The sequence below is a fragment of the Streptomyces zingiberis genome (assembly GCF_012034935.1).
GTDB lineage: Bacteria > Actinomycetota > Actinomycetes > Streptomycetales > Streptomycetaceae > Streptomyces > Streptomyces zingiberis.
Genome location: NZ_JAATEN010000021.1, coordinates 57981 through 80342, shown reverse-complemented (window position 1 = coordinate 80342; position 22362 = coordinate 57981). Strand labels below are relative to the sequence as shown.

Annotated in this window: 21 protein-coding genes; 15 read left to right on the top strand and 6 right to left on the bottom strand. The window is 73.0% G+C overall.

What is annotated here, in order from left to right; genetic code table 11:
* Window positions 1–20: 20 nt before the first annotated feature.
* A complete protein-coding gene (locus tag HCK00_RS22055; protein WP_311765428.1) occupies window positions 21–1025 on the top strand; it encodes a helix-turn-helix domain-containing protein in 1005 nt (334 codons plus the stop codon).
* A gap of 42 nt (window positions 1026–1067) precedes the next feature.
* Here HCK00_RS22055 and HCK00_RS22050 read toward each other — a convergent pair whose 3' ends face one another.
* A complete protein-coding gene (locus tag HCK00_RS22050) occupies window positions 1068–2081 on the bottom strand; it encodes a LacI family DNA-binding transcriptional regulator (RefSeq protein ID WP_168103763.1) in 1014 nt (337 codons plus the stop codon).
* A 579-nt stretch (window positions 2082–2660) separates the two neighbouring features.
* On the opposite strand from HCK00_RS22050, the gene HCK00_RS22045 reads away from it, so the two are divergent.
* From HCK00_RS22045 to HCK00_RS22030, 4 genes are all read left to right on the top strand, one after another.
* Window positions 2661–3974 carry an extracellular solute-binding protein gene (locus HCK00_RS22045; protein WP_168103762.1) on the top strand — a complete coding sequence of 438 codons (1314 nt, stop codon included), beginning with the start codon at window positions 2661–2663 and terminating at the stop codon, window positions 3972–3974.
* A complete protein-coding gene (locus HCK00_RS22040) occupies window positions 3971–4873 on the top strand; it encodes a carbohydrate ABC transporter permease (RefSeq protein ID WP_168103761.1) in 903 nt (300 codons plus the stop codon). Before HCK00_RS22045 ends, HCK00_RS22040 begins: the two co-directional genes overlap by 4 nt.
* A gap of 1 nt (window position 4874) precedes the next feature.
* Window positions 4875–5771 (top strand): carbohydrate ABC transporter permease, encoded by an 897-nt coding sequence (locus HCK00_RS22035; protein WP_168103760.1) that lies wholly within the window; start codon window positions 4875–4877, stop codon window positions 5769–5771.
* Window positions 5772–5880: 109 nt separating this feature from the next.
* Entirely contained in the window at window positions 5881–8265 is a 2385-nt protein-coding gene (locus HCK00_RS22030) for a beta-xylosidase/alpha-l-arabinosidase (protein ID WP_311765427.1), read from the top strand.
* Between the two features lie 78 nt (window positions 8266–8343).
* Here HCK00_RS22030 and HCK00_RS22025 read toward each other — a convergent pair whose 3' ends face one another.
* Together HCK00_RS22025 and HCK00_RS22020 are read right to left on the bottom strand one after the other, a co-directional pair.
* Window positions 8344–9531 carry a fumarylacetoacetate hydrolase family protein gene (locus tag HCK00_RS22025; RefSeq protein ID WP_168103759.1) on the bottom strand — a complete coding sequence of 396 codons (1188 nt, stop codon included), beginning with the start codon at window positions 9529–9531 and terminating at the stop codon, window positions 8344–8346.
* 88 nt (window positions 9532–9619) lie between these two features.
* On the bottom strand, window positions 9620–11356 hold the full coding sequence (locus tag HCK00_RS22020) for an IlvD/Edd family dehydratase (RefSeq protein WP_168103758.1): 1737 nt from the start codon (window positions 11354–11356) through the stop codon (window positions 9620–9622).
* A gap of 124 nt (window positions 11357–11480) precedes the next feature.
* Between HCK00_RS22020 and HCK00_RS22015 the strand changes: the two genes are divergently transcribed.
* From HCK00_RS22015 to HCK00_RS21970, 10 genes are all read left to right on the top strand, one after another.
* Complete coding sequence (locus tag HCK00_RS22015; protein ID WP_168103757.1) at window positions 11481–12224, top strand: FadR/GntR family transcriptional regulator; 744 nt, start codon at window positions 11481–11483, stop codon at window positions 12222–12224.
* A gap of 196 nt (window positions 12225–12420) precedes the next feature.
* The gene (locus HCK00_RS22010) at window positions 12421–13650 is read left to right on the top strand and encodes a metallophosphoesterase (protein ID WP_168103756.1); all 1230 of its coding nucleotides are present in this window, start codon (window positions 12421–12423) and stop codon (window positions 13648–13650) included.
* Window positions 13566–13874: a Scr1 family TA system antitoxin-like transcriptional regulator gene (locus tag HCK00_RS22005; RefSeq protein WP_375781997.1), complete on the top strand. Its 309-nt coding sequence runs from the start codon at window positions 13566–13568 to the stop codon at window positions 13872–13874. Before HCK00_RS22010 ends, HCK00_RS22005 begins: the two co-directional genes overlap by 85 nt.
* Window positions 13871–14080 carry a DUF397 domain-containing protein gene (locus tag HCK00_RS22000; RefSeq protein ID WP_168103755.1) on the top strand — a complete coding sequence of 70 codons (210 nt, stop codon included), beginning with the start codon at window positions 13871–13873 and terminating at the stop codon, window positions 14078–14080. Before HCK00_RS22005 ends, HCK00_RS22000 begins: the two co-directional genes overlap by 4 nt.
* A gap of 524 nt (window positions 14081–14604) precedes the next feature.
* Window positions 14605–15678 (top strand): DNA polymerase III subunit beta family protein, encoded by a 1074-nt coding sequence (locus HCK00_RS21995; RefSeq protein WP_168103802.1) that lies wholly within the window; start codon window positions 14605–14607, stop codon window positions 15676–15678.
* A 22-nt stretch (window positions 15679–15700) separates the two neighbouring features.
* Entirely contained in the window at window positions 15701–16210 is a 510-nt protein-coding gene (locus HCK00_RS21990) for a hypothetical protein (RefSeq protein ID WP_168103754.1), read from the top strand.
* Window positions 16207–16512 (top strand): Scr1 family TA system antitoxin-like transcriptional regulator, encoded by a 306-nt coding sequence (locus HCK00_RS21985; RefSeq protein ID WP_311765426.1) that lies wholly within the window; start codon window positions 16207–16209, stop codon window positions 16510–16512. Before HCK00_RS21990 ends, HCK00_RS21985 begins: the two co-directional genes overlap by 4 nt.
* A complete protein-coding gene (locus HCK00_RS21980; RefSeq protein WP_168103753.1) occupies window positions 16509–16718 on the top strand; it encodes a DUF397 domain-containing protein in 210 nt (69 codons plus the stop codon). Before HCK00_RS21985 ends, HCK00_RS21980 begins: the two co-directional genes overlap by 4 nt.
* A 305-nt stretch (window positions 16719–17023) precedes the next feature.
* Window positions 17024–17686, top strand: coding sequence for an ABC transporter ATP-binding protein (locus HCK00_RS21975; protein ID WP_168103752.1), 663 nt, complete (start codon window positions 17024–17026; stop codon window positions 17684–17686).
* 124 nt (window positions 17687–17810) lie between these two features.
* Window positions 17811–19331, top strand: coding sequence for a DUF6297 family protein (locus HCK00_RS21970; RefSeq protein WP_168103751.1), 1521 nt, complete (start codon window positions 17811–17813; stop codon window positions 19329–19331).
* Between the two features lie 137 nt (window positions 19332–19468).
* Here the strand turns inward: HCK00_RS21970 and HCK00_RS21965 are convergent, their stop codons facing one another.
* From HCK00_RS21965 to HCK00_RS21955, 3 genes are all read right to left on the bottom strand, one after another.
* On the bottom strand, window positions 19469–20455 hold the full coding sequence (locus HCK00_RS21965; protein WP_168103750.1) for a CPBP family intramembrane glutamic endopeptidase: 987 nt from the start codon (window positions 20453–20455) through the stop codon (window positions 19469–19471).
* A 371-nt stretch (window positions 20456–20826) separates the two neighbouring features.
* On the bottom strand, window positions 20827–21384 hold the full coding sequence (gene ssuE / locus HCK00_RS21960) for an NADPH-dependent FMN reductase (RefSeq protein ID WP_168103749.1): 558 nt from the start codon (window positions 21382–21384) through the stop codon (window positions 20827–20829).
* 88 nt (window positions 21385–21472) lie between these two features.
* Window positions 21473–22246: an alpha/beta hydrolase gene (locus HCK00_RS21955; protein ID WP_168103748.1), complete on the bottom strand. Its 774-nt coding sequence runs from the start codon at window positions 22244–22246 to the stop codon at window positions 21473–21475.
* Window positions 22247–22362 lie beyond the last annotated feature (116 nt).

The following is a 22362-nucleotide window of genomic DNA, read 5'->3' as shown; positions in this document are numbered from 1 at the left end:
CGGGGGGCAGGACGTTCTCGGTGGACGTCACGGCCCCGGACACCGCGGCGGAGGGTTTCGGCGTCTTCCGCCGCGCGTGGCGGGCGCAGGTCGGCGCCGCGTTCCCGCTGCCGTCCTTCGACGCGGGCGTGAGAGGCGGCTTCCGGCTCAGGGTGCAGGCGTCCAGAGTCCACGACGCGGTGATCGCAGACCTCTACTGCGACTCGTTCACCGGCAGTACCCAGGGCGTCCGGAGCGACGTCGAGGACCGGGTGCTGGTCCACGTCGTGCGGCGCGGCACATGGCACTTCGGCGTGCCGCGCGACGGCGGCGGGACCGCCGTGGGGGCCGGGCAGTTCCTCGTCCGGCACAGCGGTCCGCCGTCGCGGTTCGAGGTCCAGCCGCGCACGAGGGCGGACGTGCTGATCCTGCCCGCCTCACTCCTCGGGCCGGTGGCGGCCGGCCGCCAGGTGCTGGGACCGTCGGACTCGGCCGAGATGCGGGTGCTCATGGCCCAGGCGAATATGACCGCCGCCACGCTGAACGACCTCTCCCCGGCCGGCCTGCGGGCCGCCCGCAACGCCCTGGTCGAACTGGTCGGGGGTGTGGTGCGGCGGGAGCTCGACGGCGACGAGCCCCGTCTGGCCCCGGCGGTGGCGCAGGCGGCGAAGGACATCGTGGACGGCCGCCTCGCCGACCCCGACCTCTCCCCCTCGACGCTGGCCCGGGAACTCAGCGTCTCGGTGCGGACGCTGCACCGGGCGTTCGCCGCGACCGGCGAGTCCGTGAGCGCCTATATCCGCCGCGGCCGGCTGGAGCAGGCCCGCCTGAGGCTCCTGGCCGCGCCGCGCGGCCGGCTGAGCGTCTCGGAGGTCGCCGCCCGCTGGCAGTTCGCGGACAGCAGCCACTTCATCCGCGCCTTCAAGCGGCGGTACGGCCAGACACCCGCCCGGTACGCCCGGAGCCGCGGCGGCCACGGCGGTGAGAGCAGTGAGGGCACTGACGGTGGCCAGGCGGCGTACCCCCCGGCCCCGGACCGGCCCTGAGCCGGGGACGAGGACCGGTCACACCGCACGTGCCACAGCCCTTTACCACCGCCGGGGCGGTGCCGTCGAGGCGCGTACGACGAGCTCGGTGGCGAGTTCGATGTGGTGGGACTCGGGCTTCTCGCCGTCGGCCAGCCGGAGGGCGGTGCGCAGGGCGGCGCCACCCATCTCCCGGAGCGGCTGGCGGACGGTGGTCAGCGGCGGGGAGGCCATCCGGGCCAGGCTCGTGTCGTCGAAGCCGACCACGCTCAGGTCCTCCGGGACGCGCAGACCCCGGGCGCGGGCGGCCTCGACGGCGCCGACGGCGATCTCGTCGTTGCCCGCGAAGACCGCCGTCGGCGGCTCCTCCAGGTCCAGCAGCGCCGGCGCGCCGAGCAGGCCGGTCTCGTGCGTGAACTCCCCGGGCCGGACGTAGGTCTCGGGCACCCGCGCCCCTTCCGCCTCCATGGCGGCGCGGTAGCCGTGCATGCGGGCCTGGTTGCAGACGGCCATGGCCGGCCCGCCGAGATAGGCGACGCGGCGGTGGCCGAGGGAGAGCAGGTGCCGGGTCGCGGCCAGGCCGCCGGCGAAGTTGGTCGCCCCGACGCTGTGGACCCGGCTGTCCGGCAGGTGCAGGGGGTCCAGGACGACCAGCGGCAGCCCCGACCGAGCCAGTTCGTTGAGGTGCGCCGTGGTGTAGACGCTGGTGACCGCGATGACGGCGCGGCGCCCGGCGGAGACCAGGTCCCGGGCCCAGTGCGGGGCGCCGGTCGCCTTGCTGATCACCACCGAGGCCCCCAGTTCGGCCGCTGAGTCGATGATGCCCTCCAGGGTCTCGGCCACGTACAGCTTGAGACCCCCCTTGAACTGCACCTCGATGGTCGGGCTCGCGACGGCCTCGGTGTGGCGGAAGACGGGCGCGAGGTAGTCGTGCCGATGCAGCAGTTCCTGCACCCGGGTGCGGGTGTGCGGGGCCACGTCACCGCGGCCGTTGACCACTTTGGACACGGTCGCGACGGAGACCCCGGCCGCCCGGGCGATGTCGGCCAGCGTGGTGCGTCTGCCGTTCGGTCGCATCGGTTCCTCTCAGCTGTCCGTCCACCGGTGGTGCGCCGCAGGTCGGGACGGCGGCGCGGGTGGAGCCGATCAACCGTACGGCACCCTGGCGCCGAGGCCGTCCGGGGAGGTGCCGACGCGTCCCCGGCACGTCCGGCGATCCGCGGGAGACCGCGCGGGACCGCGTCCGTGGCCGCGATCCGGTCGGCGACGGGCCCGCACACCGCTCCGTACGCGCGCGCCCGGTGCCCGGCTCCGGCCGCGGCGGGCCGTCCGCCGGACGGTCCGGCCCGGCCGTCTGAGCGGCGGCGGGGCCGCACCGCGGCCTGGTGGGCCGACCGGGAGCCGACTGGACCCGCCATTCCCACCCGAGCATTTCGAAATAGTTTCGATCCCTGGCAAGGCCTCCCGCGGGCCGCCCCTGCTTGATATTACGCAGCCGTCCGCCCCTCTACAACGTGCCCGCACGGACCTTGACAGCGCGTCAACCCGAAACCTAATTTGCACCAACAGAGTTCGGAGAAGACTGTTTCGAAAACTTTTCAGCCGGCACCTTCCTCACCCCGAGAAGCCGGTGGCTCTCGAGTACGGAGACAAGACATGGCGCTCTCCCGACGTACCCTCCTCGCCCTGGCCGCCGGCGTGCCGGTCTCCGCGGCGCTGACGGCCTGCGGCGGCTCCTCCGGCCCCGGCAAGAGCGGTGGCGGGGCCACGTACTGGTACCTGAACGGCCAGCCGCAGGAAGGGGCCAGAGCCGGCGCGGTGGAGGCGTTCAACAAGGCCCACCCCGACGGGCAGATCAAGGACACCACCTTCCAGAACGACGCGTACAAGACGAAGATCAAGACCGCCATCGGTTCCGGGCAGGCGCCCACCATCATCTGGGGCTGGGGCGGCGGGACCCTGCGCACCTACGCGGAGGCGGGCCAGGTCGAGGACCTCACCTCGTGGTTCGAGGAGAACTCCGACGTCAAGAAGGGGTTGTTCCCGACCTCGTTCGACGCGGCGACGGTCGACGGCAAGATCTACGCGATGCCGTGCGAGACCGTGCAGCCGATCATCCTCTACTACAACAAGAAGGTCTTCGAGCAGGTCGGCGTGGAACCGCCGGAGTCCTGGGACGACGTCATGGCGCTGGTGCCCAAGTTCAACGCGAAGGGCATAGCGCCGTTCTCCCTCGGTGGCCAGTCCCGGTGGACGAGCATGATGTGGCTGGAGTTCCTGTTCGACCGCATCGGCGGCTCCGAGCTCTTCGAGACCATCATCGAGGGCGAGAAGAACGCCTGGTCCAACCCGGACGCGCTCAAGGCGCTGTCCACGGTGCAGGACCTGGTCAAGGCCGAGGGGTTCATCAAGGGCTTCTCCTCGATCACCGCGGATTCCAACGCCGACCAGGCCCTGCTGTACACCGGCAAGGCCGCGATGATGCTCCACGGCGCATGGTCGTACGGCATCCAGCAGACCGACGGCGGTGACTTCGTCTCCGGCGGCGGGCTGGGCTTCATGAACTTCCCGCCCGTCGAGGGCGGCAAGGGCGATCCGAGCAACACGGTCGGCAACCCCGCCCAGTACCTGTCCATCTCCTCGAAGGCGAGCGCGGAGCAGAAGAAGATCGCCAAGGACTTCTTCGCCACCGGCGTCCTCCAGGAGGGGGAGGTGAAGAAGTGGATCGACAACGGGTCGGTCCCGATCCGGCTGGGCACGGAGAAGCTGCTGGCCGCCTCCAAGAGCGCCGAGTTCCTGCAGTTCACCTATGACCTCGCCACCAAGGCCGACGTGTTCGCCCAGTCCTGGGACCAGGCGCTTCGCCCGGCGGCCGCCGAGACGCTGCTGGACAACATCGTCAAACTGTTCCAGCTGTCCATCTCACCCGAGCAGTTCGCCCGCAACCTCAACGCGGTCACCGGGAAATGAGCGCGCTCACCGGCCACCCGCCGCGTCGCGAGCCGCGCAGCATCCTGCCGTGGCTGGCGGCACCGGCGCTGGTGGTCTTCGTCGGCTTCGCGGTGATCCCGCTCGTCGGTGTCTTCGCGCTGAGCTTCACCACGTGGGACGGGATCGGTGCCATCCGCCCGTCGGGGCTGACCAGCTGGCGTGCGGTGCTCACCGACCCCGGGCTGCCGCACGCCCTGTGGGTGACGTTCGCGGTGATGGCCGTGTCCTGGGCCGTCCAGACGCCGCTGAGCATCCTGCTCGGCGTCTTCCTGGCGGGCCGTCAGCGCTACCGCGCGGTGCTGGGCGTGGTGTACTTCGTCCCGCTGATGCTCAGCTCCGCGGCGATCGCGATCGCGTACAAGGCCCTGCTGGACCCCAACTTCGGGCTCGGCGCCGGGCTGAGTATCCCGCTGCTCAGCCAGGACTGGCTGGGGCGGCCGGGGCTCGCCTTCGGGGTCGTCGTCTTCGTCGTCTCCTGGCAGTTCATCCCCTTCCACACCCTGATCTACCAGGGCGGTGTCCAGCAGATCCCGAAGTCGCTGTACGAGGCGGCGCAGCTGGACGGGGCGGGACGGATCCGGCAGTTCTTCTCCATCACGCTGCCCCAGCTGAAATACACCATCATCACCTCGTCCACGCTGATGGTGGTCGGGTCGCTGACCTTCTTCGACCTCATCTTCGTCCTGACCGAGGGCGGCCCCGGCGACGCCACCCGGGTCCTCGCCCTGGACATGTACAAGCGGGGATTCCAGGCCAGCCTGATGGGACCGGCCAGTGCCATCGCGGTGATCCTGGTTCTGGTGGGCCTGGCCCTCGCCCTGCTGCTGCGCCGGCTCGGGGGCCGGGACGCCGGCGCGAGCCAACTCGAGGGGGCCTGACGTGACCACCACGCTGACCGAGCCGCGACGGCCACGAGAGGCCGCCCACCGCGAACGGGAGTACCGTCCCCCGCGGTCCGCCCGCCGGCGCAACTGGACGGGCGGGCTGGCCGGCTGGCTCTGGCTCGCCGTCGTCGCCGTGCCCCTGTACTGGACTCTCATCACCAGCCTCAAGGCCCAGAGCAACTACTACGCGAGCAACCCGCTGGTGCCCACGGGCAGCCCCACCCTGGAGAACTACCGACTGGTCATCGAGTCCGACTTCCTCCGGTACTTCCTGAACAGCGTCGTGGTCACCGCCGGCGCCGTGGTGCCGGCGGTCGTGTTCTCCTTCATGGCCGCCTACGCGATCGTGCGCGGCTGGCGCATGCGGTTCCTGCGGGCGATGAACGGGCTGTTCCTCATGGGCCTGGCCATCCCGTTGCAGGCGACGGTGATCCCGGTCTACCTGATCATCATCAGGCTGAATCTGTACGACAGCCTGCCCGCGCTGATCCTCCCGTCGATCGCCTTCGCCATCCCGCTGTCCGTGCTGGTGCTCGCCAACTTCATCCGGGACGTGCCCAAGGAGCTGTTCGACTCGATGCGGGTCGACGGCGCCACCGAATGGACGACGCTGTGGCGGCTGGCGGCACCGCTGACACGGCCGGCCATCCTCACCGTGACCATCTTCAACGCACTGACCATCTGGAACGGATTCCTGCTGCCGCTGGTCCTCACGCAGAGCCCGGACCTGCGGACCCTGCCCCTCGCGCTGTGGACCTTCCAGGGCCAGTACGGGGTCAACGTCCCCGCCGTCCTCGCCGCCGTCGTCCTCACCACCCTGCCCGTCCTGGTGCTGTACGCCTTCGGCCGCCGCCAGCTGCTCAGCGGTCTGACCGCCGGATTCAGCCGCTGACCGGCGGCGGGGACGGCACCGCCGCCCGGAGACGCCCCGCCGCCCCCCATCCGCCCGTCGATCCGTCCCCGTCACGCCCGCCCCAGGGCCCGGGGGACGTAGGAGGAAAGTGAACGCCAGCGTGGCCGCGGAGACCGACCCCGGCACCCCTCTCTGGAACGACCCCGCCGTTCCCGTCGCCGTGAGGGTCGACGCCCTGATCGGCGCGATGACCCTGCGGGAGAAGACCGCCCAGCTCTACGGGGTGTGGGTGGGCGCCTCCGACCAGGGCGGTGAAGTGGCCCCCCACCAGCACGACATGGAGGACCCCGTCGATCTCGAGGCGCTCCTGCCCACCGGACTGGGCCAGCTGACCCGGCCCTTCGGCACGATCCCCGTCGACCCCGCCCTGGGCGCGCTCTCCCTGGCCCGCTCCCAGGCCCGGATCGCCGCAACGAACCGGTTCGGCATCCCCGCCCTCGCGCACGACGAGTGCCTGGCCGGCTTCGCCGCCTGGGGGGCGACGGCCTACCCCGTACCGCTGTCCTGGGGCGCCACCTTCGACCCGGACGTGGTGCGGCGCATGGCCACCGCCATCGGCCGGGACATGCGCGCCGTCGGCGTCCACCAGGGACTCGCGCCCATCCTGGACGTCGTGCGCGACGCCCGCTGGGGCCGGGTCGAGGAGACCATCGGCGAGGACCCGTACCTCGTCGGCACCGTCGGGACGGCCTACGTGCAGGGCCTGGAGTCCGCCGGGATCGTCGCCACCCTCAAGCACTTCGCCGGCTACTCGGCCTCCCGCGCCGGCCGTAACCTCGCTCCCTCCTCCGTGGGGCCGCGTGAGCTCGCCGACGTTCTGCTGCCCCCCTTCGAGATGGCGATCCGGGACGGCGGCGCCCGGTCGGTGATGAACTCCTACACCGACATCGACGGCATGCCCTCCGCGGCGGACGAGGACCTGCTCACCGGGTTGCTGCGGGACACCTGGGGCTTCGACGGCACCGTCGTCGCGGACTACTTCGCCATCGCCTTCCTGAAGACCCTGCACGGCGTGGCGGCCGACTGGGCCGGTGCCGCCGGCGCCGCGCTGCGCGCGGGCATCGACGTCGAACTGCCCAACGTCAAGACCTACGGCGAGCCCCTGGCCGAGGCGGTCGCCGACGGCCGGGTACCGGAGGCGGTGGTCGATCGCGCCCTGCGCCGGATCCTCACCCAGAAGGCGGCGCTCGGCCTGCTCGACGCCGACTGGGACCCCGTGCCGGCCGCGCTCCAGGGCGCGGACCTGGACGATCCGGCGGCCCTGCGCGGCCGGGTCGACCTGGACGGCCCGGGCAACCGCGCGCTGGCCCGCACGCTCGCCGAGGAAGCGGTCGTGCTGCTGAGCAACGACGGGACCCTGCCGCTGGAGCGGCCCCGCCGCATCGCCCTGATCGGTCCCAACGCCGACGAGCCCACCGCCGTCCTCGGCTGCTACTCCTTCCCGCAGCACATCGGCGTCCGCCACCCCGGGACCCCGCTCGGCATCGAACTGCCCACGCTGCGCGACACGCTCACCGCCGAGTTCCCGGACGCCGAGATCACGGTCGCCCGTGGCACCGGCGTCGACGACGGGGATCTCTCCGGCATCCCCGGGGCCGCCGAGGCGGCGCGCGGGGCCGACGTCGCCCTGGTGGTGCTCGGCGACCGCGCCGGGCTCTTCGGGCGGGGCACCAGCGGTGAGGGATGCGACGTCGAGTCGCTGGTGCTGCCCGGAGCCCAGCAGCAGCTGCTCGACACCCTGCTCGACCTGGAGACACCCGTGGTCACCGTGCTGCTCGCGGGGCGGCCCTACGCCCTCGGCCGCGCGGTGACGGAGTCCGCCGCGATCGTGCAGTCCTTCTTCCCCGGTGAGGAGGGCACGCACGCGATCGCCGGGGTGCTCGGCGGCCGCGTCAACCCCTCCGGACGCCTGCCGGTCAGCGTGCCGCGGGGACCGGGTGCCCAGCCGGCCACGTACCTCGGGGCGCGGCTCGCCCACGCGGGCTCGGTCTCCAGCATCGACCCGACCCCGGCGTTCGCCTTCGGCCACGGCCTGTCCTACACGCGCTTCGACTGGACGGACCTGGCCGTCGGCGGGCAGGAGGCCCCGACGGACGGCGAGTTCACCCTCACCTTCACCGTGCGCAACACCGGCGGGCGGGCCGGGACCGAGGTCGTCCAGCTCTACCTGCACGACCCGGTCGCCTCCGTCGTCCAGCCGGTGCAGCGCCTCATCGGCTACACCCGGGTCGGGCTGGAACGGGGCGAGGCCCGGCGCCTGCGGGTCACGGTCCCCGCCGACCTCGCCTCCTTCACCGGCCGCGACGGCCGGCGCGTCGTCGAACCGGGCGAGCTGGAGCTGCGCCTGGCCGCCTCCAGCGCGGATCCGCGCCTGACGGCCAGGGTCACGCTGACCGGGGCCGAGCGCCCCGTGGATCACACCCGGCGCCTGCACGCCACGTTCGGTCAGGAACCGGCCGCCGCCCGGGCCTGAACCGGGTGTGCGCGGTGCTCACCGCGGCACCGGCGGCGCCGCGCACACCGGCCCTGGGAGCAGGCCCGGGGCCGTCGCTCACAGCAGGCCGCGGCGGGCGAGGTTGCGCATCAGCGCTCCCACGCCGAACGTCCACGGCGCGGCCTGCTCGCTGAGAACGACCGTGTTGACGAGTGCGCCGAGGCGCGGGCTGGAGATCCGCACGACGTCCCCGTACACGTGGGTGAAGCCCGCGCCGGGCGCTCCCCGGTCCTCGGTGGGGGCGAACAGCGTGCCGGTGAACAGCACGAAGCCGTCCGGGTACTGATGGTGCGCCCCGTGGGTGGCGGCCACCAGGTCCAGGACGTCGCGGCTGATCTCGCGCAGGGAACTGCTGCCGTGCAGGACGTAACCGTCCGTGCCGTCGATCCGCAGGTCGATGCCGAGCCCGCGGACGGTGTCGAGACCGAAGTCCTCGTCGAACAGGCGGATGAACGGGCCGATCGCGCACGAGGCGTTGTTGTCCTTCGCGCGGGACAGCAGCAGGGCGCTGCGTCCCTCGATGTCGCGGAGGTTGACGTCGTTGCCCAGGGTGGCGCCGCGTACCCGGCCGCGTGAGTCCACCACCAGGACGGCCTCGGGCTCGGGGTTGTTCCACGCCGAGGCGGAGAGCACGCCGATGTCGGCGCCGGTGCCGACCGCGGACAGCACCGGGGCCTTGGTGAACACCTCCGGGTCCGGCCCGATCCCGACCTCCAGGTACTGCGACCACAGTCCCTCGGCGACGAGCAGTTCCCTGGCCCGCTCCGCCTCGGGCGACCCGGGACGGATGCCGTCGAGTCTGCCGCCCACCACCTCCCCGACGCGCGCCCGCACCCGCGCGGCCTGCGACGGGTCGCCGCCCGTCCGCTCTTCGATGACGCGCTCCAGCAGGCTGCGGGCGAAGGTGACACCCGCGGCCTTGATCACCTGAAGGTCGACGGGCGCGAGCAGATGAGGGAGGCCGGGGCGGCCGGCCGGGGCGTCGAGCAGGGCGTCCAGGCGCCAGGCCCGTCCGCCGCCGGCCTCGCGGACGATCCTCCCCGCGTCCTCGCGTTCCATGAGGTCGGAGACGGTGGGCGCGTGGGCCGTCAGGTCGACGACGTGCTCGCCGCGGACCGCGGCCACGCAGGGCCCGCCCGCCTCCGGGTCGTGGACCCGCGCGACGAGGGTGGCCCGGCCGGCGTCCTCCGGCAGGACGGACCCGGGGGTGAGGGCCGGACGGGGGCGCGCTGCTGCCGATTCCACGGTCGGTTGTCCTCCTGATCGCGCGAGGGCGCGAGGGGTCGCGGGGGCGGGGCGAGGGACCTGGGGGGCCGGTTCGTCCGGTGCGGTCTCAGTGGGAGTCGCGGGGAACCTCGTGTCCCCGGCTTCCGCGCAGGAAGCCGAAGTCGGCTCCCCGGTGGGCCTGTTCCACATGCTCGGTGTAGAGCCAGGTGTATCCCCCGGTGTGCCGCCCGGCGGGTGCCCGCCACGCCTCCCGGCGCCGGGCGAGCTCGGCGTCGTCCACGTCCAGGCGCAGGGTGCGGCCGGGGACGTCGAGGACGACGGGGTCGCCGTCGCGCACCAGGGCGAGCGGCCCGCCGACGGCGGCCTCGGGCGCCACGTGCAGGACCACCGTCCCGTAGCCCGTGCCGCTCATCCGGCCGTCGCAGACGCGCACCATGTCGGTGACGCCGGCCTTCAGCAGCTTGGCGGGCAGCGGCACGTTGGAGACCTCGGGCATGCCGGGGTAGCCCTTGGGGCCGGCGTTGCGGATGACGATGACGGTGTTCTCGTCGACGTCGAGGTCCGGGTCGTCGGCCACCTCGTGGTAGGCCTCGGGAGAGTCGAAGACCCGGGCCGGGCCGCGGTGGGTGAGCAGGTGCGGTGACGCGGCGGACTGCTTGATCACGGCACCGTCGGGGCACAGGTTGCCGCGCAGGACCGCGATTCCGGTACCGGCCGGCTGGAAGGGGGCGTCGAGGCCGGTGATGGCGCCGGAGCCGATGCGCTCGGCGGGCTCGGTGTTCTCGGCGATCGTGCGCCCGGTGACCGTGATCTGCTCGCCGTGCAGCAGATCGCCGCCGAGGAGTTCGGCGATCACGGCGGGCAGGCCGCCCGCGTAGGCGAAGTCCTCCATGAGGTACGTGCCGCTGGGCATCAGGTTGACCAGGGTCGGCACCGCGCGGACCAGCTCGTCGAAGTCCCGCAGGCCCAGCTCGACGCCGACGCGCCCCGCGAGGGCGGTGAGGTGGATGATGGCGTTCGTGGAGCCGCCGATGGCCGCGTTGACCCGGATGGCGTTCTCGAACGCCTCCCGGGTCAGGATCCGCGAGGGGCGCAGCTCCTCCTCCACCATCCGCACGATGCGCTGCCCCGCCGCCTGCGCGATCTCCATCCGCCGGGAGTCGACCGCGGGCCAGGCCGCCGAACCCGGCAGCTGCATGCCGAGCGCCTCGGCCATGCAGGCCATCGTCGAGGCGGTGCCCATCGTCATGCAGTGCCCGTTGGAGCGGGCCATGCACCCTTCGGCGAAGAAGCACTCCTCCTCGGTCATCCGGCCGGTCTTCAGGTCCTCCTCGAACTTCCACACGTGGGTGCCGGATCCCACGTCCTGGCCCCGGTACTTGCCGTTGAGCATGGGCCCGCCGGTGACCATGACGGCGGGCAGGTCGACGCTGGCGGCGCCCATGAGCATGGCGGGGGTCGTCTTGTCGCAGCCGGACAGCAGCACGACACCGTCGAGCGGGTTCGCCCGTATCAGCTCCTCGACCTCCATGGCCATGAGGTTGCGGTACAGCATCGCGGTGGGGCGCATCAGGGTCTCGCCCGTGGCCATGGTCGGGAACTGGAGGGGAAAGCCGCCCGCCTGCCACACACCGCGCTTGACGGCCTCGGCGACACGGGTCAGATGGGCGTTGCAGGGGGCGAGTTCGGAGGCGCTGGTCGCGATACCGATGACGGGACGCCCGTCGAACACCTCGTGCCCGAATCCCTGGTTGCGCATCCAGGAGCGGTACAGCATCCCGCTCCTGCCCCGGGCGCCGAACCATGCCTGGCTGCGGCGGCTCGTCTGCCGGCCCTCCGTCATATGAACACTCCCGTCACTTCCGTGGCTCCGGCGTATGGGGTGGCGGTCCGTTTCGCGATGGGGCGTTGCCGGGTGAGGCCCGGCGGGCCGTACCCTGTACCGCAATCATTAAATGATTCGATGAATGGCGTCCAGGGGGCGAGCGAAGATCGTGGCGCACTTCCTGACCACACATCAGCGCGTGGTCGACGAACTCGGGCGGCGCGTCGTGGGCGGCGCGTGGGAGCCGGGGGATCCGCTGCCGGTCGAGGACGCGCTCGCCGCCGAGATCGGCGTCAGCCGCGGGGTGGTGCGGGAGGCGGTCAAGGCGCTGGTGGCCAAGGGCATGCTGCGGGTACGCCCGCGGACCGGCACGCGCGTGCTGCCCCCGGAGCACTGGAACCACCTGGACCGTGACGTGCTGCGCTGGAAACAGACCGGGGACGCCGCGGCGCTGCTGCGCGACACCGGTGAACTGCGGCGGATCGTCGAGCCCGCGGCGGCGCGCCTGGCCGCCGAGCGGGCCGGCCCCGGCGATGTGCGGGCCCTGTACGAATCCCTGGCGGCCATGGAGGCAGCGGCGGCGGAACCCGGCCGTCGCGGCTATGTCGAGGCGGACATCGCCTTCCACCGCGCCCTGCTCGACGCCGGCGGCAACCGTCTCCTCGGCTCCCTGGGCCGCGCCGTCGGCATCGCGCTGGAACACAGTTTCCGTGTCAGCACCCGGACCCCCGGCGCGGTGGAGGCCTCGCTGCCACGTCACCGCGCCGTCGTGCGAGCGGTCGAGGCCCGCGACCCCGCGGCGGCGGCCGCCGCCGTCCTGGCCGTCATCGAAGCCGCCGAACAGGAGATCGCGCGGTCACCGGGGACGCCGGGCGGCACCGCATGACCGCTCACGGCCGCCGGGGCCTCCCCGGCTGAGGCCTCCCGGCCCGGACGGCGCCACCACCGCGCCCGGGCACGATCGCCGGGTCACGAGGGAGCCATGGCCGCCGAGCGGGAAGCCGTGGACTCCGGCCCCGCCACCCCAGGGGGCGACCGGATACATTGGGCGAAGGACGGCAGCCCGGTCAGGGAGGGGACACGTGACCGACACCAGCGACACCCGGCCCGACGAGGCGGAGGCGGAGGCGCACGCCGCGCGGCCGGGCCGGCTGCTGCACCGCCTCATGCGCTTCCTCCCCCTGATCGCTCCCGTCCTGCTGTGGGCCGTGCCCTGCTGGGTGCTCCTGTACGGCGGCCAGCACTGGCCGCCGCCCGTCACGCTCGCCGGCACCGCCCTGTTCGTCCTCGGCCTCGTCGGCATGCCGCTCGCGATGGCGCGCGGCCACGGCCGGCGCCAGCAGGACGGGGCGGCGGTCATCGGTGACACCCTGCTGGGCGCGAGCTGGATCCTGTTCACCTGGTCCGTGCTGATCGCGGTCCTCGTGCGCCCGGCCCTGGCCCTGGCCGGTGCCGGTGAGAGCCAGGACCGGGCCCGGATCGTCACCTGGGCCGTCCTCGCCGTCACCGCCGCCCTGCTCGTCTGGGGGTACACCGAGGCGCGCCGCGTGCCCCGCGTACGCCGGCTCGACGTGGAACTCCCGCGCCTGGGCGCCGGGCTGGACGGTCTGCGCGTCGCCCTGATCACCGACACCCACTACGGCCCCCTCGACCGCGCCCGCTGGTCGGCACGGGTGTGCGAGACGGTGAACACCCTCGACGCCGACCTCGTCTGCCACACCGGCGACATCGCGGACGGCACGGCCGAACGCCGCCGCGCCCAGGCCGCCCCCCTCGGCACGGTTCGGGCGCGCCGGGCCCGGGTGTACGTCACCGGCAACCACGAGTACTACAGCGAGGCCCAGGGCTGGGTCGAGCTGATGGACGAGCTGGGCTGGGAACCGCTCCGCAACCGCCATCTGCTGCTCGAACGCGGGGGCGACACCCTCGTGGTCGCCGGCGTGGACGACGTCACCGCCGGGTCCTCCGGCCTGCCGGGCCACCGCGCCCACCTCGCCGGAGCCCTGGAGGGCGCCGACCCCGAGCTGCCCGTCCTGCTCCTGGCCCACCAGCCCAAGTTCGTCGACCGGGCGGCGGCCGCCGGTGTCGACCTCCAGCTCTCCGGCCACACCCACGGCGGCCAGATCTGGCCCTTCCACCACCTGGTCGGCCTCGACCAGCCCGCCCTCGCGGGCCTCAGCCACCACGGCGCCCGCACCCGCCTCTACACCAGCCGCGGCACCGGCTTCTGGGGCCCGCCCTTCCGCGTCTTCGCCCCCAGCGAGATCACCCTCCTCGTGCTCCGCTCCCCGCGTCCGTCCACCCCGGCGTAGGACGGACCGGGCGCGCGCATCCGGGCAAGAACGGCGCGTTCGTGGTGATGGAGTCACGCGAGCACCGGCACCTCGGATACTTCGAGTCCCAGGGGGTCGGATGCGTCGTCTCGGAGCCCGCCGAGGTCAGCGCCTTCGGTTTGCGGTATGGCAAGCTGCGGTCACAGGCCCTGAACGTCGAGGAGTCCGCGCGGCTCATCGAGCGGATGGTGGGAAAGACATGAGCGTGGAGCAGGTGCCCGATCACCGGCACGAGTTGCGCTGGTTCAAGAGCAGCCACAGCGGATCGGACGGCGGCGACTGCGTGGAGGTGGCCACCGGTGGGGACGCCGTCTACCTACGGGACTCCAAGGCCATGGCGGCGGGCGGACCGGTGCTGCGCGTCGGCCGCACCGAGTGGGCGGCCTTCGTGGCCCTCACCGCCGAGTAGGGGCGGGCGACACCACCACGCGAGCCGAACAACAGGCTCTCCCGGATCGTGGTCCGACCGACGGGCCTGCCCCCGTCGAGCGTCACCGAAGGGATCGCCGCAGGCGGCGGGCGATCGTCCCGTCCCGCGCTTGATGGGGTAACGCCCTGCCGGGTCCCCACCGGACCGGCATCTTGACGGCGTGAGCCCACAGGCCTCGCCCCCTTTCGAACGACGGACCGGTAACCGGTGGTTCGAGTACGGCCCGAGGGGGACGACAACACCAGCACGACGTGCCCGTGAACCGCGAGTTCCTGTTGCGTGGGCTCACCGCAGGGACGGGGGTCGGCGCCGCGGCCGGGGACGGGCTGCTCCCGGAGCCGAGCGCTCCCACGGCACCACTCGCGATCCTTCGCCCCCGCAACGAGGAGTTGCTCACTGCTGATGCCCGTACGCCTGACGGACCAGGTGTTGCCGGCCATGGCGTTGGTGAGGCACGACGTCGATGTTGACCTTCAAGTTGGTTGAAGCTCGATGATGGCGCGGTGCCGAATTCCGAGCTGATGCCCATCGGTGTCTTTGCCCAGCGCAGTGGCCTGACCTCCAGCGCGTTGCGGTTCTACGCCGACTCCGGGCTGCTGCCTCCTGCCGACGTAGACCCGGCCACGGGCTACCGCTACTACGCCGCCGCGCAGGTGGAGCGGGCGACCACGCTGCGCCGGCTCCGCGAGATCGCCATGCCGCTGGCCACGGTCGAGGCGGTCCTTGCCACCGAGGCGAACGAGGCGGTACGGCTGCTCGATGAGCATGTCGCCAAGATCGAAGAGGATGCGGCGGCAGCGCGGCGGAAGGCCGCGGCCATCAAGTCTGCGCTCGTCGGCAACGTGCCCGGTCTGCTGATCGCCACGTTGAAGGGCCCCGTGCTCGCGGATGCAGTCGAGCAGGTTCTGACCGCGACCGCGTACGAGCCAGCGATGGCGGTGCTCGCCGGCCTGCGCATCGAGGTGAGTGACAAGGCGATCGCGCTGACGGCGACCGACCGGTACCGGCTCTCCACTCGGACTCTGGTACCGGCGCGCCCAGCGGGGCTGACCTGGGCCGGTACCGTCGACAGCGATGACCTCCGGGCTGCGTTGGCCGACGTCCGGCGCAGTGCGCTGATCCGCATCGAAGCGGTGCCGCACGGGATCTGGCTGCGCATGCCCGAGCGGGAGGGCCTGCACTGCCGGACGCTGTCCGAGGAGTTCCCCGACCACCGTCTGATGCTCGCGTCCCTGAACGAGGCCACCACCCGCGCGACCGTCTCGAAGAACCTGCTACTGCGGGTTCTGGAAGAGCACCCCGGCGAACACGTCGTCCTGCACATCACCGATCACGGCCTGAGCGTCCGGCCCCCGAACGACGAACACCCCAGAATCCCGCTCTCTACCACGGTGACCGGCCGGACCCTCCAGGTCCAGTTCGAGATGACCACGCTCTATCCCGCCGTGAGCACGGCGATCGGCCCCGACGTGATGCTCGATCTGAGGGGACACGATCAGCCCGTCACCATCCGCTCCGCCGACTGCGGCGATCTGACCACCCTTGCCATGCCCATCAAGTCCGACCACTCAGCCTGAGTGAACGACGGCGAGGAACCTCATGACCACCACACCTGCCAGCCCCGACCCGACCATGGAAGCCATCGGCCAAGCCGTCGTCACAGGCCGAGCGGGCGACGTCCTGTCCGCCCGCCACAAGCTCCTGAACCTGTGGTCGGAGATCGGCGTCACCGGGGACCCGCTGCACCGTTGCTCACTCGCCCACTACCTGGCGGACCTCTACGACGATCCCGCCCGAGCCCTTGCCTGGGATGTCCGGGCCCTGGACGCTGCCGTCGCCGTGACCGAACAGCGAGCCCAGGAGCACCACGCCAGTCTCCACATCGCGGGGTTCTACCCCTCCCTCCACCTCAACCTGGCCGACGACTACCGTCGCCTCGGGTCCTTCAACGCGGCTACCGAGCACATCAACACAGCCCAAGAGCACGCCCCCCACCTCCCCCAGGGTGCGTACGGTGCCTCCCTGCGCACCGCCCTCGACGAGATGGCAGAGGCCATCTCCCGACGGGACATCACCAAGCGGCCCTCCGCACCTGGTCCCACTGCGTGACGCAGCGGAACGCGCGCGGCCAATGGCCGCATCGCGTGGAGGCCGGAGCGCTGCGCAATGCCGAGGTGCAGGTGATGCCTGCCGGGCCGGGGTTCCACTCCGGTCCGAACGGTCCGTTCGTGGTGCTGGAGACCAAGGAGCATCGGCATCTCGGATACATCGAATGCCAGGAAGTCGGGTGCGTCGTCCAGGATCCCGCAGAGGTCAGCGCCTTCGGCTTGCTGTATGGCAAGCTGCGGTCGCAGGCTCTGAACGCTGTCGAGTCTGCTCGGCTCATCGAACGGCTGGTGGGAGAGACATGAGCGTTGAGCGAGCATCCGAGAGCATGGGCGTTCTGGGCTGGTTCAAGAGCAGCCACAGCGGGTCCGGCGGCGGCGACTGCGTGGAGGTGGCCACCGGTGGGCACGCCGTCTACATACGGGACTCCAAGGTCATCGCAGCCGGTGGACCGGTGCTGCGCGTCGGCCGCACCGAGTGGGCGGCCTTCGTGGCCCTCACGGCGGCGTAGGAGCCATACCGCCCTCCGGTCGTAGTGCCGGTGCTTCGAAGGCGACGGGCGCGGCGCCGGCGGTACGCCGAGCACAGCTGAATGTGGGAAGCCGCGACCAGGCGTTTCCCACCGCGTCCCGGATGCCGGGCCGTCCGCCGCCGGGCACCGGGCCGGGCACTCGGCCCGCCATGGAGAGGTAGCCCCATGACCACCCGGTGCCGAGGGCACGACGCCGCCCCGGTGGCGCTCGCCCCGCTCTCCGTTCCCCCGCACGCGGGGCAAGCGGATCGGCGGCCCCCGCGCGGTGCGGGAGCATCGCGCCCATGAGCGTTCTGCTGGAACTGACGGACGTACGCCATGGGTACGGCGGCCACACCGTCCTCAACGGGGTGAGCCTGGCCGTCGGCGCGGGTGAGTGCGTCGCGCTGCTCGGCGCGAACGGCTCGGGCAAGTCGACGCTGCTACGGCTCGCCGCCGGCCGGGAGTCACCGCGGTCGGGCAGGGTCACGCTGCGCGGCAGAGCCGTCTCCGAGGACGACCGGACCGTCCGGACCGCCGTCGCCACCGTCCTGGACAGCCCGGCGTCCTATCCGGACCTGAGCGTCCGTGAGCATCTGATGCTCGTCGCCCTGGCGCACGGACTGGGCGACGCGGCCGGCGACACCGTGGACGAGGTGCTGGCCGAACACCGTCTCGGCGGACACGCCGACGCGCTCCCCCACCAGTTGTCCTCCGGGCAGTCCCAGTTGACGGCGCTGGCGCAGGCCTTCGTCCGCCCCGCCGAGCTGCTCCTCCTGGACGAGCCCGAGCAGCGGCTCGACGCGGACGCGCGGATCCGGCTGGCAGGGCGGCTGCGCTCCGCGAAGGAGCGGGGGACGGCGGTGCTCCTGGCCACCCACGACCGGGGGCTGTGCGACGCCGTGGCCGACGCCGTGCACACCGTGTCCGGTGAGGGGACGCTGGTCGCGGGGGCGCCCGGTGGCTGAGTGGACGGCACGGCGGCCGGCGCGCGCCGCGGAGGAGCCCGGCGCCGCCCGCCACACCCGCGCGGTTCTGGCCCGGCTCCGGATCGTCCGGGCGGGACGGCGAGCGGAGCGGCGCAGGAGCACCGTGTACACGGTGTACTGCACGGTGCTCCTGTTCGCCATCTGGGGTGTTCCCCTGCTGGCCGCCGCGGCGCAGGCCGGCGCGGACGGCCGGCTGCGGGGTCCGGTGGCCGAGGCCGTGCCGTCGGCGCTGCGGGCGGTCCTGCCCGCCGTGCTGGCGACGGTGGTGCTGCTGCCGGCCGAGCGAGCCAGGTGGCAGGGGCCCGTCCTGCTGGAGCCGGCGGCGTTGTCGTGGCTGCTGCCGCAGCCGGTGCTCCGCCGTGCCCTGCTGCTGCCCCGCTTCGTCACGGCGTCGGTGACGGCCACGGTGATCGGGGCCGCTGCCGGCGCCGTCGCCGGGTTCCTGCTGCATGCTCTCGGGGCGGGGTCCTGGTGGGCCGCGACCTGCGCGGGGGCGGGCGCGGGCGCGGTGGCCGGCTTCGCCGGAACGGCCCTGGCCACCTCCGTCCAGCGCCACAGCGGCACCGGGTCGCGGCACGTGGCCTCGATCCGGCGGACGGGGTGGACGGTGGCGGCGGCTCTCTGGCTGCTCGCGGCCGCCGCGCCGGTGGTGGGCTCCTGGGCCACGTGGGCCGTGCTCTGGTCGGGGCCGTGGGGATGGGCCACGCTGCCGCCGGCGGCGGTGGCGGGCGAGGTGCCCGCGGGGGCAGGATGGGCCGGGGCCGTGCTGTCGGCCCTGGTGCTGACCGCCGCGGGCCGGGCGGGAGCCGAGTCGGCGGCACGGATCCCGGCCCGGGTGCTGCGCGCCCAGGCGGACACCGCGCTGCGGGTGCGGGCGTCGCTGTACTCCCTGGACCTGCGGCAGGCCCGGGCGGCCGTCCGCGCCACCAGTTCCCGGACCGTGCGGCCCACGGTGCGTCTGCCGTTGCCGCGCCGAAGGTGGCTGCTCGTCCCGTGGCGGGACGCGACCGCGCTGCTGCGCTCGCCGGGGCGGCCGGCGTGGGCGGCGGTCTGGGCGGCCGTGGCCGTGGTACCGCTGTGCCTGGACGGCGCACCGCTCGCGGTGGTGCTGATGACGCTGCCCTCGGGGTATCTGGCCGCGGCGCACCTGGTGGAACCGGCGCGTCTGGAGTCGGACGACGCCCGGTGCTCGGCGCATCTGCCGTGGCCCGCGCGGGTGCTGGCGCTGTGGCACGGGGTGGTGCCCGCGGCCGGACTGCTGACGCTGTTCCTCCTGGGCGGGTCGGTGGCCGCGGTGGCCGGCCTGTGGTCGGACCGGCTGCTGGTGCTGCCCGTCCTGGTTCCCGCGCTGGTCGGCGCCGCGCTGGTGAGCGCGTACCGGGGCGTCGTGCCGGCGCATCTGATGGTCGGTTCGGCCACACCGCTGGGTGACACGGGACCGCTGGCGGCGCTGGTGTGGCAGGTCCGGGGACCGCTGGTCGCGCTGGGTGCCCTGACGGTGGTGGACGGTCCGGTGCGCGGGGCCGAGCCGGACGCCGTGGGGCTGCTGTGGCCGCTGCTCGTCGGGGTGGGGATGGCCTGGTGGGCCGGGGCGACGGCGCGCAGGACCATGCTCGGCCGCTGAACCATCGGTCCCGCCGCGCTGCCACGGCGCCCCTGGAGGACACTGTCCGACGTCGAGTTCGCCACCGCCGACGTCGACCGGGACAACCCCCGACGGCCTCGCAAGCAACCCCGGCTCACACCCAGCAATGGGGATCCCTACCGAACCAGGGACGGTTCGCGGCGCGCTCCGGAGGGAGACGTCGGGCTCAGCACGGGCCCCGTTGTGCGCGTGCACCACCAGATGATCGCGGTGATCACGATGAGGGCGAGGGCCGGAACGAGCAGGGTGGGGGAACCGACTCCGGAAGACCGGTCGGAGAGTTGCCCGCCCAGGTCGACGCGGAGCAGCAACGTGCCGAGCAGGAGGCCCGTATTGAGAACGGCGTGGAGGACGATCGCGATCTCCAGGCCCCCGGTGCGCCAGGTGATGATCGCCAGGCAGCTCCACAGTACGAAGTACCAGATGTTGATGTAGAGGTCGGTGGAACCGTGCACAGCCGTGAACAGCACACTCGACACGAGTACTCCGGCGACGACTCCCGCTCGTGAGCTGCGGGTCCAGCTGCCGATGACGCGGAAGATCAACCCGTGGACACCGTATTCCTCTCCCGTTGTCTGTAGTGGTGTGAGGAGGAGGGTGGCGACGAAGAGGCCGACGAGGTCGTAGTGCGACCAGGCCACCTCGGTACTCGGGGCCAGCAGACCGAACAGGGTCACCGCCGCCCAGACAGGGCCGAACACGAGAAGCGCCTTGCCGAACAGGTCGAATCGGAACCGGGAGGTCACCGAGTGCAGCGCGGCGCCGGGCACGCCGTAGAGCCAGCGCTGGATGAGCATGCTCCACGGGAGGAGCAGGGCGAGTGAAATCATCGAGCCGGCATGGAAGAGCGGGGTGTAGTCGTCGCCGCCGATGATGGGCGGGGTGTTGCCCATCCGCTGGTCGAGGGGGGCGAGCGCCCTGCCGATGACGGTGGGGAAGATGACGAGTCCGGCCAGCAGCAGGACGATCGCCAGAATGCCGCGTCCGATGCGGCGCTTCTCGCCGGCGAGAACGCGGTGGTAGGCCACCCCCCCGGGTACGGCGCGCACGTTGCGCGGCGGGGCGGGCGTGAGGAGCCAACTGGGTGTGGTCATCGCGTTCATGTGCCTTTCTCCTGGCCGGATCAGCGATCGGCGCTCCAGCCGTCAGCCGCGACAGCACTAGTACACCGTGTTAGCGAGACTCTAGCACGGTGTACTAGTGGCCCCGTAAGGAGCCGAGGAACAGGAGAAGAGCGGGGGCAGGGGAACGCGCGAGAGGATCTTGCACGCCGCTTGTGACAGGCGCGAAGGGTGCCGGCAGGCTGGAGAGCGCGCTCCGCCTGTACCGGGGGCCCTGTCGTGATCAGCCATGGCGAGCGCTTCGTCCCGGCATCGGCATCGGCATCGGCACCGCCCGCCGACGGCGGCCGGCCGGCGCGGGCCGAAGGAGACCCGGCCCCGGCCATGTGATCCACCGGCCGCCGCGCGGAGGTTCAGCCGGTGGCCGCCAGGGCGGGGGCGCGGCCGCCGAGGGCGGCGGAGAAACGGTCCGTGACCTGGGCGAGTGCGTCGGCGGTGTCCGCCGCGACGGCCAGGCCGCCGTCCGCGCCCGCGGTGATGTCCCGGTCGAGCGTGAACCAGCCCTGCACGATGTGCGCGGCGCCCATCGAGCTGAGCACCGGCCGCAGGGCGTAGTCGATCGCCAGGACGTGGGCCGTGGTGCCGCCGGTGGCCAGCGGCAGCACGGTCTTCCCGGCCAGCGCGTACTGCGGCAGGAGATCCAGGAGGGACTTCAGCAGGCCCGAGTAGGCGGCCTTGTAGACGGGGGTGCCGACCACCACCCCGTCGGCCCACGCGAAGCGGGCAGCGGCCTCCGTGATCGCCGGATGGCCGAAGTCCGCACCCAGCAGCGCCTCGGCGGGGAGCGTCCGGACGTCGAGGGGCACCACCTCGTGTCCCTGGGCGGTCAGGCGCTGGTCGAGGTGGCGCAGCAGGCGCGCGGTGCGGGAGGTGGCGGACGGGCTTCCGGAGACGGAGAGAACCTTGGCCATGGCAGATGCCTTCCGAGTGGGGAGGTGTGGCGGGCAGGGATGGGCGCGGTGGAGCCCCGCCGGCGGCGGAACTCCCGGGCCGCGGCCGTTACCAGGAGGTGGATTCCACGGCGACCACCGGGACGAGCCCGTCGCGGAGGGTTTCGAGGAAGGTGACGATCTCGGCGGCCACCGAGCGGTGCTGGAGGTCGTTGAGGACGTCGTGGCGGGCGCCCCGGACCACCGACAGGCGGGCCCTCCCCCACGCCCCGGCCACCCCGCCGAGCGCCTCCCGGTCCGCGAGGGGGTCGGCGTCACCGACGAGGAGCAGGGCGGGGACGCTCACCGCGCTGCCGTGGGCCGCCGCGAGGAGGGCGGACGGCGCCGCCCCGTCGAGCGCGCCGCGCCGCACACCGGCGTCCCCGGTGAGGGTGGCGCGGTGGGCCGGGCAGGCGGTGCGAACGGCGAGCTCCTGGTCCCAGTCGCCCCCGGTGGCGGGGGCCGGGCGGGTGCCGGGCAGCCCGGCCAGGACGACCGCGTCGGCCAGGTGGGTGGCGGGTGGTTCCGGCCCGCCGAGGAGGGCGGCGATCGCGGCGGCCGAGGTGTCGGCGCCCAGCAGGACCACCGGGTGAACCACTCCGTCCTCCGCGGCGGTCCCCTCCACCGCGTGGGTGAGCGCGGCACCGAAGCGGCGGAGGGAACCGGCCAGGTCGCCCGGGTCGAGGTCCGGGGCGTCGGTCACCCGGACGCGGTAGGCGTCGGCTGCGAGGCGCTTGCCGAGGCGGGTGTACGTCACCCGGCTCTCCCCGCGCCCCGGCACCACGACGATCGTTCCCCGGGTGCGTGGCCCCGCGGGGCCGTGGTGGTCGGTGTACCGGGTCACATCGGACTCCTGTCTGCCGGGGTGAGCGGCGGGCGCGGGCGGCGGCCCGGCCGTGGCCGGCCCGGTGGTGGGTGGGGAACGGGGGTGGCCGATCCCGGAGTGGGGTGCGTGGCCGG

What these genes read in the sequence shown, in the direction of transcription:
- HCK00_RS22000 (WP_168103755.1), top strand. Translation starts at nt 13,871, where the DNA reads ATGAGCGTGGAGCAGGTGCCCGATCACCGGCACGAGTTGCGCTGGTTC.
- HCK00_RS22050 (WP_168103763.1), bottom strand. Translation starts at nt 2,081, where the DNA reads ATGCGACCGAACGGCAGACGCACCACGCTGGCCGACATCGCCCGGGCG.
- ssuE (WP_168103749.1), bottom strand. Translation starts at nt 21,384, where the DNA reads ATGGCCAAGGTTCTCTCCGTCTCCGGAAGCCCGTCCGCCACCTCCCGC.
- HCK00_RS22040 (WP_168103761.1), top strand. Translation starts at nt 3,971, where the DNA reads ATGAGCGCGCTCACCGGCCACCCGCCGCGTCGCGAGCCGCGCAGCATC.
- HCK00_RS21980 (WP_168103753.1), top strand. Translation starts at nt 16,509, where the DNA reads ATGAGCGTTGAGCGAGCATCCGAGAGCATGGGCGTTCTGGGCTGGTTC.
- HCK00_RS22045 (WP_168103762.1), top strand. Translation starts at nt 2,661, where the DNA reads ATGGCGCTCTCCCGACGTACCCTCCTCGCCCTGGCCGCCGGCGTGCCG.
- HCK00_RS22020 (WP_168103758.1), bottom strand. Translation starts at nt 11,356, where the DNA reads ATGACGGAGGGCCGGCAGACGAGCCGCCGCAGCCAGGCATGGTTCGGC.
- HCK00_RS22015 (WP_168103757.1), top strand. Translation starts at nt 11,481, where the DNA reads ATGGCGTCCAGGGGGCGAGCGAAGATCGTGGCGCACTTCCTGACCACA.
- HCK00_RS21990 (WP_168103754.1), top strand. Translation starts at nt 15,701, where the DNA reads ATGACCACCACACCTGCCAGCCCCGACCCGACCATGGAAGCCATCGGC.
- HCK00_RS21965 (WP_168103750.1), bottom strand. Translation starts at nt 20,455, where the DNA reads ATGAACGCGATGACCACACCCAGTTGGCTCCTCACGCCCGCCCCGCCG.
- HCK00_RS21975 (WP_168103752.1), top strand. Translation starts at nt 17,024, where the DNA reads ATGAGCGTTCTGCTGGAACTGACGGACGTACGCCATGGGTACGGCGGC.